Genomic DNA, 15513 nt, shown 5'->3' on the forward strand with positions numbered 1-15513 from the left:
TCTCGTTTGCAGTCTTCCATGAGCTGAGATCTGCCAGCACTATCCACGGCGACACCACGCAGATCCGTCATCGTCAGCGGCTCCACCAGCAAGGCCATTTGCTGCCCTGCACGTGCGTTCCAGCCGAATCTGATCGGTCCGTGCGTACTTCCATGTCGGATTGTGTCTCCGGTGGGGATGGAGTTTACTTGCGGATTCCCAGCTTCCCGATCACGTCACGATAGCGATCGGCGTCGCACTTCTTCAGGTAATCAAGCAGACGGCGGCGCTTGCTCACGAGCATCAACAGCCCGCGGCGCGATCCGTGGTCCTTCTTGTGTTCCTTGAAGTGCTCCGTCAACTCACCGATGCGCTCGCTCAGAATGGCAATCTGAACCTCGGGGCTACCGGTGTCGGTGTCATGGGTGCGAAACTTCGCAATAATATCGGTCTTCTTAGCGGCGGCTAACACTGCTGTCTTCTGCTCCTGATTTTCTTCTAGTCCACTCTTAGTGTCTACCCAAGGATAGCACATGCCCGCCCCATCCGGCCCGGTGTAAACCACCCAAATCAAACAAGCATCGCCACTTCCACCTTACTCCTTACGATCGCTTTCGGCGTACTCGCGAATCTCGCCCGTCCACCGCAGAAACCGCAACAACTGCCCCCGCTCCTTCGCAAACAGCCTCCAGAAGTCCCCGGCTGTAATCGTCTCCGCCCGCTGCCCGGAGTAAGTCTCCAGCCGCCATCGCAGATAAGGACTCCGCCACGGTCTCAGCCTGTGTCCTTCCGTCGCATGCCACAGAAATCTCAATCCACCGATCACTCTTCCAGCATAAAGCAACCGGCGGCGCCATCCGTCAAGCCGCTTGCAACAGCGGAACGACTCGAATCTTCACCTGGTCGGCGGTAAACGGCTTGCAGATATACCCCTGCGCCCCGGCTGCAATCGCACGCAGCACAAACGGCTCGCTACCCTCGGTCGTGATCATCACCACTGGAACCCCCGGCGCCAGATTCGCATCACGCCGCGCCTCCAGAAACTGCAGCCCATCCATCACCGGCATATTGATGTCACTCAGAATCAGTCCGATCGGCGAAGCCTTCCCTGCATCGTCTCGCAGAACCTGCAGCGCCTCCTCGCCGTTGGAAGCCTGCAGCACCTCGGTCAGTTCCAGTCCCGACTGACGCAGCGCTCTCTCAACCACCTTACGCATCACGGAAGAATCATCCACAATTAGCGCTCGCACCTATCCTCCACAGTCTCAATGAGACATCTCCCTCTCTATCGACCGCAAAGCTCGATCCTTGAATCGCTCCGCTGTTCTTAACTCCTTCTAACCTCGCGCCTCCAACTTCGGCATCAAAACTGCTTTAACCTCCGGCATGGACAGCGGACTCTACGCGGCATACACCGGTCTCATGGCGCGCACCCAGGCGCTCGACACCGCCGCCAACAATGTCGCCAACGCGGGAACCAACGGATTCCGCGCCCAGCGCGACTACTTCCGCTCCGCGCTCGTCGATGGACTCTCCCCAAACTCTCTCGGCGAGTCCCAGGTAGGCAACACCGTCAACGATTTCGGCATCCTTGGCGGCAATCACCTCGACCTGGGCCAGGGACAGCTCCAGACCACCGGCAACCCGCTCGACCTCGCCATTCAAGGCAGCGGCTTCTTCGCCATCAAGACGGCACAGAGCATCCAGTACACCCGCGACGGAGCCTTCACCCGCTCCTCCACAGGAGTTTTGCAAACCAACCTTGGCGAGCCTGTGCTCGATAAGAGCCAGCAGCCGATCACCATCCCCACTGGCTCCATCCACATCGCCCCCGATGGGACCGTCTCCGTCTCAACAGCAGACGGCAGTGCAGCCGTAGGCCAGATCGGCGTCTTCACCTTCTCCGATTCATCCACCCTCTCCGCCGAGGGAACCAACCGCTTCTCCGCCAACGGAGCGAAGCCGGCCATCGCCGACGGTGCAATCCAGCAAGGGGCCCTCGAAGGAGCCAACGAGGACGCCATCCACGGAACCATGCAACTCATCCTCGTCCAGCGACAGGCAGAGATGATGCAAAAGGCGCTCAGCGTCTTCAACAACGACTTCGACAAGACCGCGGCTGAAGAGCTACCGCGAGTCTGAACCGGCAGGTCAAAAAATAAGGAGTACACATGATCCGAGCCCTCTACACGGCCGCCAGCGGTATGAGCGCCCAGCAAGCCAACCTCGACACCATCGCCAACAACCTCGCCAACTCCGCAACCGCAGGCTTCCGCGCCCGCAGGCTCCAGTTCGAGGACATGATCTACCAGAACATAATCACGCCCGGCACCGCGCAGAGCCAGCAGACCGTCTCCGCCGGCCTCCAGATCGGCCTCGGAACCCGCTCGGTGGCCACCGAGATGGTCCAGACCCAGGGCAACTTCAACCAGACCGGCAGCCCCTTCGACCTCGCCATCCAGGGAGCAGGCTTCTTTCAGGTCTCGCGCCCCGACGGAGTCCTCGCCTACACGCGCTCCGGAAACTTCCACATGAACAACCAGGGACAGATCACCACAGCCGACGGCGACATTCTTCTTCCCGCCATCACCATCCCATCCAACGCCAGCGCTCCCACCATCTCGCAATACGGCGTCGTCTCGGTCACACTTGCCGGCCAGACCACCCCAACTCAGCTCGGCACCATTCAACTCGCCACCTTCGCCAATCCTGGCGGCCTAAGTTCCATCGGAGGCAATCTCTTTGAGCCAACCGGCTCCTCCGGTAACGCCATCACCGATACACCCGGCGGCAATAGTGGAGTAGGGACCCTCCAGCAAGGCTACCTCGAAAACTCCAACGTCGACGTCGTCGAGGAGTTCGTCCAGATGATCCTCGCGCAGCGCGCCTACGAGAGCAACTCCAAGGTCATCCACGCCGCCGATGACATGTACTCGCAGGTAAACAACATAATCCGTTAGCTCATGGACTCCGCCACATAAACCTGTCATTCCGACCGGAGTGGAGGGATCTCACGTGTTGCTACAACACAGGAAGAACATGCATCGCCGCCCAACCCACACTGTTCAACTCGCCTGCCTCACTGCCCTATGGGGACTCGCCGCCACTCCGCGTTCTTTCGCCGTCTGCATCAACGCGCAAGACGCGGCTGCCGTCCGCTGGGATCCCATCCTGCATCAGCAATGGAGAACCACCACTGACTGCGAACACCCCGAACGTCCCGCACAGTCAAGGCTGATCGCTTCATCCTGGACACTCGCTCGAACCAACCCTACAGCCAACTTGGCTTCAAAGCCCACCGCCCCGTTGGTCGTCCGCGCCGGCGAAAGAGTCCACCTGTGGGGCCAGGAGGCCAACGTCCGAATGGAGATCACAGGCATCGCCGAAGAGAGCGGCGCCATCGGCTCCTTCGTTCACGTGCGCCTCACACAACCAACCGCAGGCGTATCCGAACAGCAACTGCGGGGAATCGTCCGCGGCCCCTCCAACGTGGAGATGCAGCGATGACACGCACCCCGCTCAGCACTCTCTCCCTCACCGTTCTTCTGATCGCCGTCTCGCTGCAAGCGCAGCCCGAGGCAGACAAAAAGAACGCCAGGCTCAAAACGAACGTAGCCTCGGCCTCGCTCGCTGCGTACCTTGACCGCGTCCGCGCTGAAAACTCCACGCAGCCCACTCCCGGCTCCATCTGGATCGACAGCGGCCGCCTGACGCGCATCACCACCGACGTCCGCGCCATGCGCCCGCACGATCTCATCTCTGTTGTCGTCTCCGAGAACCTCAACGCCTCCACCGACGGCTCGGTGAAAAACTCCCGAGCCTCCAACGCCAGCTCGCAGGTCTCCTCACTCTTCGGCGCGCTCCACCCAAGCAGCGCCCTGCAGAACCTCGTCAATCAAAACTCCGCCGCCGGCCTCAACGCCCAGGGAACCACCGCCACCAACTCCAGCCTCAGCACCACGCTCGGCGGACAGGTCATCGACGTTCTCCCCAATGGCATGCTCGTCATCGAGGCCGCCCGCCAGGTCGAGTTCAGCGAGCAGACCCAGACCATCATCCTCCGAGGCCTCGTCCGCCCCGAGGACATCTCCCAGCAGAATCAGGTTCTCTCCACCGCCATCTCCTCACTCGAGCTCGAGGTCCGCGGCAAAGGCATCATCACCGACTACACCCACCGCCCCAACGTACTCGTCCGTCTCCTGCAAAAGGCCCTCATCTTCTAGGCATAATGATGAATGTTAAACGGTTACTCGCCAACCCAAAGTGTCATCCTGAGCGAAGCCTCTCGCAGCTTTATTGCGAGAGGCGCAGTCGAAGAACCTGCGGTTTGTTTTTTATAGCCGCGACCCTTTCGTCGAGAGGCATCGCAACGCTCTGCTCTACGATGGCTGCACTCCTCATCTTCAGCACCTCAGCTGGAGCGACAGACATCCCAACCACCAAGCTCGCACGCATCAAAGACATCGCCTCCATCGAAGGCATCCGCGACAACCAGCTAGTCGGCTACGGAATCGTCGTCGGCCTGCAGGGCACAGGCGACAGCCAGCAGACCGCCTTCCCCATCCAGACCCTCGCCGCCACGCTCCTCCGCATGGGAGTCAGCGTTCCCGCCTCCTCCATCCGCGTGCAGAACCTCGCCGCCGTCTTCATCTCCGCCACGCTCCCGCCCTTCGCCCAACCCGGAACCAAGATCGACGTCACCGCCTCTTCTGCCGGCGACGCCCGCAGCCTCGAAGGCGGCCTCCTCCTCATGACTCCGCTCTACGGAGCCGACGGCAAGATCTACGCCCAGGCCCAGGGCCCGCTCGTCGTCGGAGGCTACGCCGTCAGCGTCAACGGCAACACCAAGCAGGTCAACCACCCCAACACCGCCCGCATTCCCTTCGGGGCCATCGTCGAGCGCGGAGTCTCCCTCGACCTCAGAGACCGCCACTCCCTCTCGTTGATGCTCAACGACGCCGACTTCCGCAGCGCCGAATCCGTCGCCGGAGCCATCAACCACAACCTCGGCCGCCCCACCGCCAGCGTCATCGACAGCCGCCGCATCGACCTCGCCATCCAGCCCGGCGAAGACGTCCCCGAACTCCTCGCCCGCGTCGAGTCCACCGAGGTCTCCCTCTTCCCCCGCGCCAAGGTCATCGTCAACGAGCGCACCGGAACCGTCGTCATCGGCGGAACCGTCGTCCTCCAGCCCGTCTCCATCCTGCATGGAGGCCTCGCAATCAACGTCGTCAGCCACTTCGAGATCTCGCAGCCATCCTTCTCCTCCACCGGAACCACTCAGATCGTCCGCCAGACCAGCGTCAGCGCCCAGGACAAGCCCGTCAACCGCATCGAGCTCAAAGAGGGCGCCACCGTCGACGACCTCGTCCGCAGCCTCCAGACCATCGGAGCCACAGCCCGCGACGTCATCTCCATCCTTCAGGCCATGAAGTCCGCCGGAGCCCTCGAAGCCGAGATCGAGGTCCTATGACCGTCTCCGCGATCACTCCCAGCCTGCAAGCCAACAACGCCGACACCCAGCGCCAGCACAAGCTAGCCGACGCCGCCCAGCAGTTCGAAGGCATGTTCCTGCAGGAGCTCCTCAAGCCCATGCAATCGGGCAAAGACGGCCTCACTGGCGAAGACGCCTCCGACAGCTCGACCGACACCCTCCAGAGCTACGGAACTGAGGCCGTCGCCAAAGCCATCTCCAGCCGCGGAGGATTCGGCATCGCCCGCCAGATCATCCAGCAGCTCAACAGCCCACACCAAAGGACCCAGAAAAATGTCTCGGAGCCCTAAAGTCCTTCCACGCCTTGCCGATACATTCCAGCAGTTGGAGGAATCCTCATGAGTTATACAAGCGGTATCGGCAACCTGCAGCAGATCCTGACCTCCCTCGCAGCCGCCCAGACCGGCAAGACCCAGCAGACGAACGTCGAGCAGGGACCAACCGGCAGCGGCCTCTCTGCCGCCCCCACCGAAAAGACCGACCAGACCCACCTCAGCTCGACCGGCGGACTCATCGCCCAGGCCCTCGACAGCGGCTCCGACGTCCGCACCGGCAAAGTCGCCCAGCTCCAGCAAGCCATCGCCGCCGGAACCTACAACGTCTCCTCGTCCGACGTCGCCAGCAAGCTCATCGACTCTCTCCTCAAATAGCCATGGCCACCGGACCCGCACCTCTCAACCTCCCTGGCCTTCTCAGTCTCCTCGACGAGACCATCGAGGCCCTCGTCCGGCTCGACTCCGACGCGCTCCTAGCTCTCGAACAGAAAGTTTCTGCACACTCTTCCGCCCCTCTGTCCCTCAGCGCCGAGACCACCCGCTCACTTCTCCGGAAGAAACGCCTCCTGGGCCAGCTCCTCGAAGACACTTCCGCAAATCTCGCACTGCTGAGCCGTCTGCACGCCTCAAAGGAAGAAACTCCATGGGCTCGCTGACCGCACTGTTGGACATGTCTCGCCAAACCCTCGCCGCCGACCAGGCCGCGCTCAACATCACCTCCAACAACATCGCCAACCAGAACACCCCCGGCTACACCCGCGAGGTCGCCACCTGGCACCCCGGCGATACCGTCAACATCGGTGGCCTCAGTGTCGGCTCCGGGGCCAGCGTCGACGCCATCTCCCAGCGCGACCGCGTACTCGAGCAGCGTGTCCAGCAACAAACCCAGATCCAGTCCCAGAGCGCCGCGCTCTCCACCGCCCTCCGCCAGGTCGTGGACGTCTTCGGCCTCACCTCCTCCTCCACCTCCAGCGCTACCACCGCGCTCGGCTCCGCCATCGACTCCTTCTTCAACTCCCTGAGCACCCTCACCACGCACCCCTCAGACTCCTCCACCCGCCAGAGCGTCCTCTCTGCGGCCAGCACCCTTGTTAACGCCTTCAACTCCGCCGCTAACCAGCTCTCCAGCATCTCCTCCGGACTCGACCAGCAGGCCGGCACCATCGTCGGACAGGTCAACTCCCTCACCTCCGCCATCGCCTCGCTCAACCAGCAGATCTCCGCCCTCAGCCCCAACGCTGACGCCGGTACCCTCGAAGACCAGCGCCAGCACGATATCGCCCAGCTCTCGCAGTACATCGGCCTCAACCAGATCACCACCGAGAACAACGGCATCACCCTCACCACCAGCAATGGAGCCGTCCTCGTCAGCGGAAACAACGCCTACGCCCTCAACACCACCACCGTCTCCGGAGTCACCCATATCCTCGCCGGCGCGGGCACCCCGCAGGATGTCACCAGCGGTCTCACCGGCGGCCAGCTCGGCGGCATCCTCGAGGCCCGCGATCAGCAGATCCCCACCTTCTCAAGCCAACTCGACCAACTCGCCTATGCCATCGGCACGCAGCTCAATCAGCGGAACCAGCAGGGCTTCGACGACAATGGTAACCCGGGCCAGGCTCTCTTCATCCTTCCCGCCACCGCCAGCGGAGCCGCGGCCACCATCGCCGTCGCAACCACCAACCCGCAAGCCATCGCCGCAGCTGCTAGCGGCGAAGGCTCCTCCGGCAGCGGCAACGCTCTAGCCATGAGCGATCTCGCCGACACCTCCATAGTCTCTGGACAAACCGCCTCCGGCTTCTTCGCCACCTTTCTCGGACAGCTCGGGAGCGCCGCGGCACAGGCCAACACCGACAACACCACGCAGCAGGCCACGCTCTCCCAGCTCACCACGCAGCGCGACTCGCTCTCCGGCGTCTCGCTCGACGAAGAGGCCGCAAACCTCACCCAATACCAGCGCTCCTACGAGGCCGCCGCCAAGGTCTTCACCATCGTCGACACCCTTCTCGCCAACGCCATCAATCTCGGAGAACAAACCACCGTCTCCTAGCGGAAATCCTGGGCCCCACGCCTGATACAAGCCCGAAATGAGAAAACCAATGCGAGCCGATCCCCACTACCAAAACCTCACCTGGGCCATCGACCGAGCCACCAGCAACACTCAGTCGCTCACCTCCGAGCTCTCCAGCGGCCTGCGCGTCTCCTCGCTCTCCGACGACCCTCTCGCCGCCGCACAAAGCAGCCAGCTCTCCAGCGCCATCTCCCGCGACGACACCTTCGTCCAGACCGCCTCCACCGAATCCTCCATCATGCAGGCCACCGACTCCACACTCGCCGAAGTTGTCAGCCAACTTACCTCGGCCGTCAGTCTCTCCGTCTCAGCCACCAACGGCACCAACAACGCCGCGAATCTCTCCACCCTCGCCCAGCAGCTCACCGCCGTCCGTGACCAGGTCCTCTCGCTCGCCAATACCAGCTATCAGGGGACCTACCTCTTCGGCGGAAGCCAGAACGCCACTGCTCCCTTCACCCTCGACACCTCCACCCAGCCCGCTACCGTCACCTACAACGGCGACACCAACCTCAACCACATCGAGACCCCCAGCGGCCAGAGGCTCCAGACCAATCTCCCCGGCTCCTCCATCTTCGGCTCCGGCTCCTCAGGAGTCTTCGGCGCGATCAACCAGATCATCGCCGACCTCGCCACAGGAGCCTCCGCCTCCACCCTCAGCACCGACAGCTCCGCCCTGACCACTGCCCTCGGCCATGTCTCCACCCAGCGCAGTGTCCTCGACAGCTCCCTCAGCCAGCTCCAGTCTGTCAGCACCTACACCCAGACCCAAGAGGCGCAGCTCAAGGTCCAGCAAAGCTCTCTCGTCTCCGCCGACGCCGCCGCTGTAGCAACCCAGTTGGCGACCTCCGAGACCCAATACCAGGCCCTCCTCAGCACCGCCGGCAGTCTCCAGAAACACAACCTCTTCGATTACCTGCAGTAAACTGCGCTTCTCACGTTCTGCATTCGAAGGGCCAGAAAGCTGGCACAAACGAAAGAGGCGGCCCGAAGGCCGCCGCTCCAGAGACCAATCGTAATCCGCTACCTGACCACACTCTGGAAAAGCGGTGAGGTCAGCAGACTGGCAAACTGGCTATCCGACGAAGAGTACGAGACCGTCATCGTCCCCGAGTTCGAATCGATCGTCGTATCATCCAAGGCCGTCTTCTCGAGCGGACTTCCCTGCGTCTTCTTCAACAGGGAGACGCCCTTCAGCAGCGTCGCTGCCGTAGCCGCCGTGATCGTGTCCGACATCACCACCGCCAGATCGAACTTCACGCCGTTCTGAAAGTCCATGGTGTACCGGGAGCTCTTCATCCTCTCGCGAACCGTATCGTAATCGGCGAGCTGTGCCGCATCGCCGAGCACACTACGCATCATCGTCTGCGTACCCTTCTGGTCGAGCAGGCTCCAGACAGCGCGCTGGTCGACGGTAATCATCTCGTTGACCATATCGCCGTTGGAAAGGAAGTTCGGCGTCAGGCCGTCGCGCGCGTCCAGCGCGGCCTTCACGGCATCGCGGTCGCCGAAGACCATCGTCGTCTGGTTCAGAAACGCCACGCTCATGCCGTTCGAGCCCATCGGATAGATGCTGTTATTGCGCAGCATCACCGCCTTGGTCTTGCTCTTGGCGAAGTTCGCCATGATCTCGCGCGTGTGGAACTGTCCCTGCGCGATCCCGACCGTGCGGTTTCCCTGCCCGCCTTCGCGGAACGACGCAAACGCCAGCGCGTCGGTGTCCTGATCGACCTTCAGGCCCGAGCTCTTCAAGGCCGTCTCCAGCCGCTTCAACTCAGGCGGCAGAACGCGGTCCTTCAGGCTCATCGCCGCCGATGAGTTCTGCATCGCCCTGTAGTCGACGACGATGATCTGTTGGACATCGTGCGGAATGGATGCTTTGGCGTCGCTCGAAAGCTGCGCTGCCTGTGTCAGGGTGGCCGAAACCGCAAGCGCGGCAATGGGGAGGAACGATTTGGAAAAACGCACTGGACAACTCCTTCGCCGCAAGGCGGCAAGCCCTTCTATTTTTTCGTGAAACACCGCAACAGACAAGTGCCCCTATCTGCCACTTTGGACGTAGGCCGCGTCGGAACGTTGGCGTCGCAAAGCCCCGATAGCGAACCTCTTAGACGCCCCGCGCCTGCTCGGCCCAGTTCAGCGGCCGTTCGAGCCGCCGTTCCAGCACCTTGAGGTCCGGATCGAAGTTTGGGATGCGCGTGATCCACTCAGCGTCCGGTTCATACGCATCCTGCGGGATAAGGCCGATCAGCTCGCTGTCCTCCAAGTCGGCGCCGTGGCGCTGGGCAAGCTCCAGCAGCCTCGCATAGACCTTCCGCATCGGCGTCGTGCGATGGTCGGTAATGTTCATCGTGACCTGCGCCCTGCCTCCGGCAAGCACGCCCAGCGCCTTGACCCCATGCAGACCGCCATTCGAGGCACGAATGTCACGCGCAATCGCCCGGGCTTGAGTCACATCCGGCTGGCGAAGGTAAACGTTGTAGGCAATCAGAAAGCTCCGCGCACCCACCACCGATGCCCCCGCGGTTTCATGCAGCTCCGGCCCGCCGATGTCCGGACGGCGCGAGGCGTCCCGCTGCACCGCATCACGCAGTCCTTCAAACTGTCCCTTGCGAACGTCCTCAAGTTGCACCCGGTCCGGACGGGCTGCCGCAGCCCCGTAGAAGTACACCGGAACACCATACCGCCGCCAGATCAGCAGCCCAGCCTGCCGCGCGAGCACCGCGCAGTCCGCCAGCGAGGCTCCGCTGACCGGGATGAAGGGGATCACGTCCGCAGCGCCGATACGGGGGTGGACTCCATTCTGTTGCGTTAGATCAATCAACTCCGCGGCCTTGCCCGCAGCGCGAACCGCAGATTCAACAACGGCCTCAGGCGAACCCGCAATCGTGACGACCGAGCGGTTGTGCGCCGTATCGAGCGACCAGTCTAGAAGGCGTACACCCTCCACCTCCATGGACGCGACAATTCGCCTTACCTTGCTGGACTCTGTGCCCTCGGAAAAGTTTGGAACGCATTCGATGATTGCTTCTGGGTTCACTTCTCTATTTCCACCATGTGTAGCCGACTGTGAATTGTACGCTCGCGTTGACACCGGGGTTCTTGTCGCCGATCGACGCGCTGGAGATGTGCACAGCATTGGCGCCGAAGTCAATAGAACGGCGCGGGCGGACGAAGTAGTGAAGCCCCACGCCAAACTGCGGAGTGAAGTTCCAGACGCTGGTATTGGCGCTGGGGCCGTCGTTGAAAGTGGTGTAAGGAGGGCCACCAACCGGAGGATACTTATGATTCGTCCAGATCACACCGCCTCCTCCCTGCGCCCACGGTACAAGACGTCGCGAGCTCGAGAAGTTCCACCGCAAAAGGATGGGAGTGATGGAGACGCCGGTATAGGTTCCACCTACGGTGTAGGGAGCCGAGCAACTGGTGTTCGTGGTACAGAGCTTGCGCTGGAAGCGAGGAGTGTAGGACTGCCAGAAGGGAAACACCTCGACGGCGTATTCAAAGTTTCCATGCAGGAGGCCTGGGCCTACATTGGAGGTCAGTACCTTGCCCGCATGCCCGCCCAGCATCAGGAACTTGAAATCGTTGCGGTCGCCGGTGCCAAAGCCGCCCTGAACAATGCCCCCAACCTCAAGTGGTCTGCGTGCTGACGTATCGCTGAGCGGATTAACGGCAGCCGGAGTAGCCTGTGCGACAGCCGGAAGAACTGAGACCGCTAAAGCTAGAGCCAATATGCAGAGTTTTCCAACCAGTCGAATTGAGTGCGTCAAATGAGGCTCCCGCTTTAAGATGAGTGGCAGAAGAAAGGCCGCCAAAGCGGCGGCCTCGGTGAAGAAAAGACCGTTCTGACTTAGCTTGCGACAGCAGCTTCGTCCATGTCGAAGTTCGAGTAGACATTTTGCGTGTCGTCGAGGTCCTCGATCGCTTCAAGGAGGCGAATCATCGCATTGGCCTGAGCGCCCTCAAGCTTCGTGTAGCTCGAAGCGATCTTGGTGACCTCCGCGTGCTCGGGAGCGATCTTCGCGGCCTTGAGGGCCTCGGTGACGGCCTCGAAGTCCTTGGGATCCGTGAGGACCTCCCAGTTTTCGCCCTCATCGCTAAGGTCTTCGGCGCCCGCTTCGAGGACGATCTCCGTGAGCCTCTCCTCGCTGGCAGCCGACTTCGCGATCGTGATAACACCCTTCTTGGTGAACATCCACGCGACGGCGCCTTCCGCTCCCAGATTGCCGCCGTTTTTTGAGAACGCGTGACGAATCTCACTGACGGCGCGGTTCTTGTTGTCGGTAAGCACGTCGACGATGACTGCCACTCCGCCCGGGCCGTAGCCCTCGTAGGTGATCTCCTCATAGGAGACGCCCTCAAGTTCGCCAGTGCCACGCTGGATGGCGCGCTTGATGTTGTCGGCGGGCATGTTCTCTGCTTTGGCCGCGGCGATAGCGGTACGCAGGCGCGGGTTGCCATCGGGATCACCACCACCCTGCTTGGCGGCAATAGTGATTTCCTTGATCAGGCGGGTGAAGATCTTGCCACGTTTGGCGTCAAGCGCGCCCTTCTTGTGCTTGATTGTGGCCCATTTTGAGTGGCCTGACATGAACGACCTCTTGGGTGATTTAGCGCGGGTTTACGGGATTCACCGAACCTCATGCGACCTTGTGATTTTACCACGCGGTGAGACTAAAGAACCTCGGGTGAGAGGAGATCGCGAATGGTCTCGCGGCGGCGGATCAACCTGACGGAAGAGCCGTCGACGAGGACCTCTGCCGGGCGAGGACGGCTGTTGTAGTTCGAGGTGAGCGTCATTCCGTAGGCCCCCGCGTCAAGAATCAGAACAAGATCCCCTTGCTTCACCGCGGGCAGATTGCGGTCCCGAGCAAAGAAGTCGCCAGACTCGCAGACTGGGCCGACGACGTCAGCCGTCAGCTCGCTCTTCCCTGCTGGCTCCTTCACGGGGACGATCTCGTGGTGTGCATGGTACAGCGCAGGGCGGATGAGATCGTTCATTGCCGCGTCCGTAATGACGAAGGTCTTCGCGCCGTTCTTTTTGACTACAAGAACGCGGGTCAGCAAGGCTCCGGCCTGGGCAACGATGAACCGGCCAGGCTCGAGCAGAAGATGCGCAGCCTCGCCGCCAAGCCCCCTGTTCAGAGCGGCAGCATACTTCTGCACCTGCTGCGCAGGATGGAAGGGCGAGTCGCTGTAATCAATCCCAAGGCCACCTCCGGCATCGACGTAACGAATCTCGTGACCATCGGTACGCAGGTCGGCGATCAACGAGGTCACACGAGCCAGAGCAGCGGTGAAGGGATCGACCTTGCGGATCTGCGAGCCGATATGAACGCTCACGCCAGCAGGATCGAGCCACTTGGACCGCGCTGCCCTGTGGTACATTGCGCGGGCAATTTTGATGTCGATGCCAAACTTGTGTTCCCGCAGGCCGGTCGAGATATAGGGGTGAGTCTCGGCAAAGACGTCCGGGTTGACGCGAAGAGCGAAGCGGGCTCGAACCTTGAGCGCCTGCGCTCGGGATGCGAGCAACTCCAGCTCAGTTTCTGACTCGACATTGAACAGCAGGATGCCCGCCTTGAGTGCGGCATCAATCTCCCACGGCTGCTTGCCCACGCCTGAGAAGACAACCTTCCTAAGGGCAGGCTTGTGCGCCCGGCCAACACGCTCCAGTTCGCCCCCCGAAACAATATCGAAGCCAGCGCCTTGCCGCGCTAGCAGGCGAAGGATCGCCAGCGACGAATTCGCCTTGACTGCGTAGCAGACAGTATGGGGCCGGTCGGAGAAGGCCTGCTCGAAGAGCTGAAAGCGGTGCGAGATCTGCTCCGCCGAGTAGACATAGAGCGGAGTACCGTGTTGCTCAGCGAGGTCGGCTAAGCTAACCCCATCGCAGAACAGCCTGCGGCGGCGATAGGTAAATGGGCGTGCGACGTCTTGGAATGTGGGTGTCTTCTTGGTCAAAACTCAGATGCTCTTCGTAGGGATTGCGTAAGGTTCTTCGGGAATGATGACCCAGGCGGCGATGTACGCCAGGGCGCCGACTCCCGTGAGAACGATCAGTAAAGCGGCGATGATCCGCACGACATTGAGGTCCCACCCGTAGTGCTGTGCAAAAGCCGCGCAGACACCGGCAATCATTCGGTTCTGTCGTGGACGCACCATTGTACTGGTGGGCTGCGGCGTCCAGAAAGAACTCGTGGCCGCTGCTCCGCAGGCCGAGCAGAAGCGGGATGACGGATCCATCTGCTTTCCACAACGAGTACAGAACATGGAAGTTCTCCGGAGATTCTATTGTGACACATCGCCGAAACGACTGTCGCAGAAGCAGATACGGAGGAAAGCAGAAAAAGTTCATCCGCAGATGGCGCTTACTCCCTCCCATACGGAACTTTGAGATAGCGTCGTGCAGTTTCGGCCTGAGACTGATCGCCGCCACTGGCGCTGGCCTTCCGGTATTGCGTGATCGCGTTGTCGCGCTGATGAAGCAGGTCGAACATCTCGCCTGCATTCAGTTGGGCTCGCTTGCGCAGCCAGTCCGTGCAGTTAGGTTGAGCCGCAGCCTGAAGGTAGTTCTCTGCCGCGTCTGCGATGAGATTCTGGCCGCGCTGGGTATCCGCCAGACCGAAGTAAGCCAGTTGGAGACGCGGGTCGGTGAAGTAATTCGGCTTGCGAGCGTCCTCTAATACACGCTTGTAGGTCGCAATAGCAGCGGGGCCATCTCCCTTGTCCTTGATGAGGTTGGCTTCTTCAAGGCGAAAGAGATAGTCGTGCGGATACTGCTCCGCCTGAGCACGCTGAACCACGATAGCCTCCTCGTACCGGCCGTCGTGGCGAAGAAAGAGAGAGAGGGCCGTGCGCGACTCGACGTTGTTGACCACGCCGTGAGCAGCAGCCTCACGAAGCAGTTGAAGGCCCTTCTCCTTGTTGCCCGTGACACCGGTTACACCAATCATGATGCGGATAAATCGAGGCAGGCTGGCGACAGCGAACTGCTGAATCCCCACGGCCATCTTTGCGTCGGCATAGTCGGGATCGATCTTCAGGGCCTGCTCACTGTCTCCTCGCGAAGCATAACCCTGACGGGCAGCGGCGACAAAGCTGTGGTCTGCCAGCGTAATAAACGCAGCGTGCATACCGCGAGCATAACCGCGAGCAAAATAAGCATTGGCGTCATTAGGGTTGGTGCGGAGCTGCTCATCGCATAACGCAATGGCGTGATTCGTTAGCTGCTCGATGCGGTCGCGCGTCGCCTTTGGAATGTTGACTTCGCGTTTTGTGAAGAGAAAAGAGTTGTGGGCGTAGTAGGTCGTATCCAGCAGGTCCTGATGATACAGCTCGCGAAAGATGAGCGTCATCAAAATATAGTTCGACGCCATGGGGTTCTGCGGATTTGCACGCTGAATCGCCTCAAAGCGCGAGAGGGCCCCGTCGTAGTCGAGGTTGTAGAAGAGATCGTGGGCTTCCCGAACCTGGGGAGTCAGGTTGATCGGATCGGTGTGGAGATTCTGGTTTACCGGCTGTGCGGCAAAGACCGTCGTTGTAAAGCAAACGCACAAAAGACCGGCAAACGAGAGACAACGCAGCTTCGAAATCATGATGAGGGGTGATCTAACTCCAGCTATTCCAGGATGCAGTCCAAGGACTCACAATCTGTCCTTAGAGTATTGGACTACTGTGACCGTAGACTA

General features: G+C 61.2%; 20 protein-coding genes. 10 read left to right on the forward strand and 10 right to left on the reverse strand.

Annotated features, from left to right (window positions below):
• Positions 1–184: 184 nt before the first annotated feature.
• The 3 genes from rpsO to OHL16_RS04460 form a co-directional block, all read right to left on the reverse strand.
• The gene (gene rpsO, locus OHL16_RS04450; RefSeq protein WP_263366233.1) at positions 185–451 is read right to left on the reverse strand and encodes a 30S ribosomal protein S15; all 267 of its coding nucleotides are present in this window, start codon (positions 449–451) and stop codon (positions 185–187) included.
• 123 nt (positions 452–574) lie between these two features.
• Positions 575–793 carry a hypothetical protein gene (locus OHL16_RS04455; protein WP_263365853.1) on the reverse strand — a complete coding sequence of 73 codons (219 nt, stop codon included), beginning with the start codon at positions 791–793 and terminating at the stop codon, positions 575–577.
• A gap of 46 nt (positions 794–839) precedes the next feature.
• Entirely contained in the window at positions 840–1229 is a 390-nt protein-coding gene (locus OHL16_RS04460; RefSeq protein ID WP_263365854.1) for a response regulator, read from the reverse strand.
• Between the two features lie 136 nt (positions 1230–1365).
• Between OHL16_RS04460 and OHL16_RS04465 the strand changes: the two genes are divergently transcribed.
• The 10 genes from OHL16_RS04465 (at position 1366) to flgL (ending at position 8744) form a co-directional block, all read left to right on the forward strand.
• Complete coding sequence (locus tag OHL16_RS04465) at positions 1366–2121, forward strand: flagellar hook-basal body protein (RefSeq protein WP_263365855.1); 756 nt, start codon at positions 1366–1368, stop codon at positions 2119–2121.
• 29 nt (positions 2122–2150) lie between these two features.
• Positions 2151–2939, forward strand: a complete 789-nt coding sequence (flgG, locus tag OHL16_RS04470) for a flagellar basal-body rod protein FlgG (protein WP_263365856.1) — start codon at positions 2151–2153, stop codon at positions 2937–2939.
• A gap of 79 nt (positions 2940–3018) precedes the next feature.
• Positions 3019–3486, forward strand: a complete 468-nt coding sequence (locus OHL16_RS04475; protein ID WP_263365857.1) for a flagella basal body P-ring formation protein FlgA — start codon at positions 3019–3021, stop codon at positions 3484–3486.
• Positions 3483–4202, forward strand: coding sequence for a flagellar basal body L-ring protein FlgH (locus OHL16_RS04480; protein ID WP_263365858.1), 720 nt, complete (start codon positions 3483–3485; stop codon positions 4200–4202). Before OHL16_RS04475 ends, OHL16_RS04480 begins: the two co-directional genes overlap by 4 nt.
• A gap of 161 nt (positions 4203–4363) precedes the next feature.
• On the forward strand, positions 4364–5452 hold the full coding sequence (locus OHL16_RS04485; protein WP_263365859.1) for a flagellar basal body P-ring protein FlgI: 1089 nt from the start codon (positions 4364–4366) through the stop codon (positions 5450–5452).
• Positions 5449–5763 (forward strand): hypothetical protein, encoded by a 315-nt coding sequence (locus OHL16_RS04490; protein ID WP_263365860.1) that lies wholly within the window; start codon positions 5449–5451, stop codon positions 5761–5763. Before OHL16_RS04485 ends, OHL16_RS04490 begins: the two co-directional genes overlap by 4 nt.
• Before the next feature lie 48 nt (positions 5764–5811).
• On the forward strand, positions 5812–6123 hold the full coding sequence (flgM, locus tag OHL16_RS04495; RefSeq protein WP_263365861.1) for a flagellar biosynthesis anti-sigma factor FlgM: 312 nt from the start codon (positions 5812–5814) through the stop codon (positions 6121–6123).
• Between the two features lie 2 nt (positions 6124–6125).
• Positions 6126–6404: a hypothetical protein gene (locus OHL16_RS04500; protein WP_263365862.1), complete on the forward strand. Its 279-nt coding sequence runs from the start codon at positions 6126–6128 to the stop codon at positions 6402–6404.
• Positions 6392–7798, forward strand: a complete 1407-nt coding sequence (gene flgK / locus OHL16_RS04505) for a flagellar hook-associated protein FlgK (RefSeq protein ID WP_263365863.1) — start codon at positions 6392–6394, stop codon at positions 7796–7798. The genes OHL16_RS04500 and flgK overlap by 13 nt, the downstream gene beginning before the upstream one ends.
• A gap of 49 nt (positions 7799–7847) precedes the next feature.
• The gene (flgL, locus tag OHL16_RS04510; protein ID WP_263365864.1) at positions 7848–8744 is read left to right on the forward strand and encodes a flagellar hook-associated protein FlgL; all 897 of its coding nucleotides are present in this window, start codon (positions 7848–7850) and stop codon (positions 8742–8744) included.
• A 98-nt stretch (positions 8745–8842) separates the two neighbouring features.
• Here flgL and OHL16_RS04515 read toward each other — a convergent pair whose 3' ends face one another.
• The 7 genes from OHL16_RS04515 to OHL16_RS04545 all read right to left on the reverse strand — a co-directional run bounded on the left by OHL16_RS04515 (position 8843) and on the right by OHL16_RS04545 (position 15420).
• Positions 8843–9787, reverse strand: coding sequence for a hypothetical protein (locus OHL16_RS04515; protein WP_263365865.1), 945 nt, complete (start codon positions 9785–9787; stop codon positions 8843–8845).
• Between the two features lie 139 nt (positions 9788–9926).
• A complete protein-coding gene (ftcD, locus tag OHL16_RS04520; RefSeq protein WP_263365866.1) occupies positions 9927–10859 on the reverse strand; it encodes a glutamate formimidoyltransferase in 933 nt (310 codons plus the stop codon).
• A 4-nt stretch (positions 10860–10863) separates the two neighbouring features.
• A complete protein-coding gene (locus tag OHL16_RS04525; protein WP_263365867.1) occupies positions 10864–11553 on the reverse strand; it encodes an acyloxyacyl hydrolase in 690 nt (229 codons plus the stop codon).
• Between the two features lie 119 nt (positions 11554–11672).
• Positions 11673–12413: a YebC/PmpR family DNA-binding transcriptional regulator gene (locus tag OHL16_RS04530; protein ID WP_263365868.1), complete on the reverse strand. Its 741-nt coding sequence runs from the start codon at positions 12411–12413 to the stop codon at positions 11673–11675.
• 83 nt (positions 12414–12496) lie between these two features.
• Entirely contained in the window at positions 12497–13786 is a 1290-nt protein-coding gene (lysA, locus tag OHL16_RS04535; RefSeq protein WP_263365869.1) for a diaminopimelate decarboxylase, read from the reverse strand.
• Between the two features lie 3 nt (positions 13787–13789).
• Complete coding sequence (locus tag OHL16_RS04540; RefSeq protein WP_396127134.1) at positions 13790–14095, reverse strand: PspC domain-containing protein; 306 nt, start codon at positions 14093–14095, stop codon at positions 13790–13792.
• 98 nt (positions 14096–14193) lie between these two features.
• Entirely contained in the window at positions 14194–15420 is a 1227-nt protein-coding gene (locus tag OHL16_RS04545; protein ID WP_263365871.1) for a tetratricopeptide repeat protein, read from the reverse strand.
• Positions 15421–15513: the final 93 nt, after the last annotated feature.

Origin of the sequence: Edaphobacter bradus (genome assembly GCF_025685645.1) — a bacterium.
In the GTDB taxonomy this organism is placed as follows: Bacteria; Acidobacteriota; Terriglobia; order Terriglobales; family Acidobacteriaceae; genus Edaphobacter; species Edaphobacter bradus.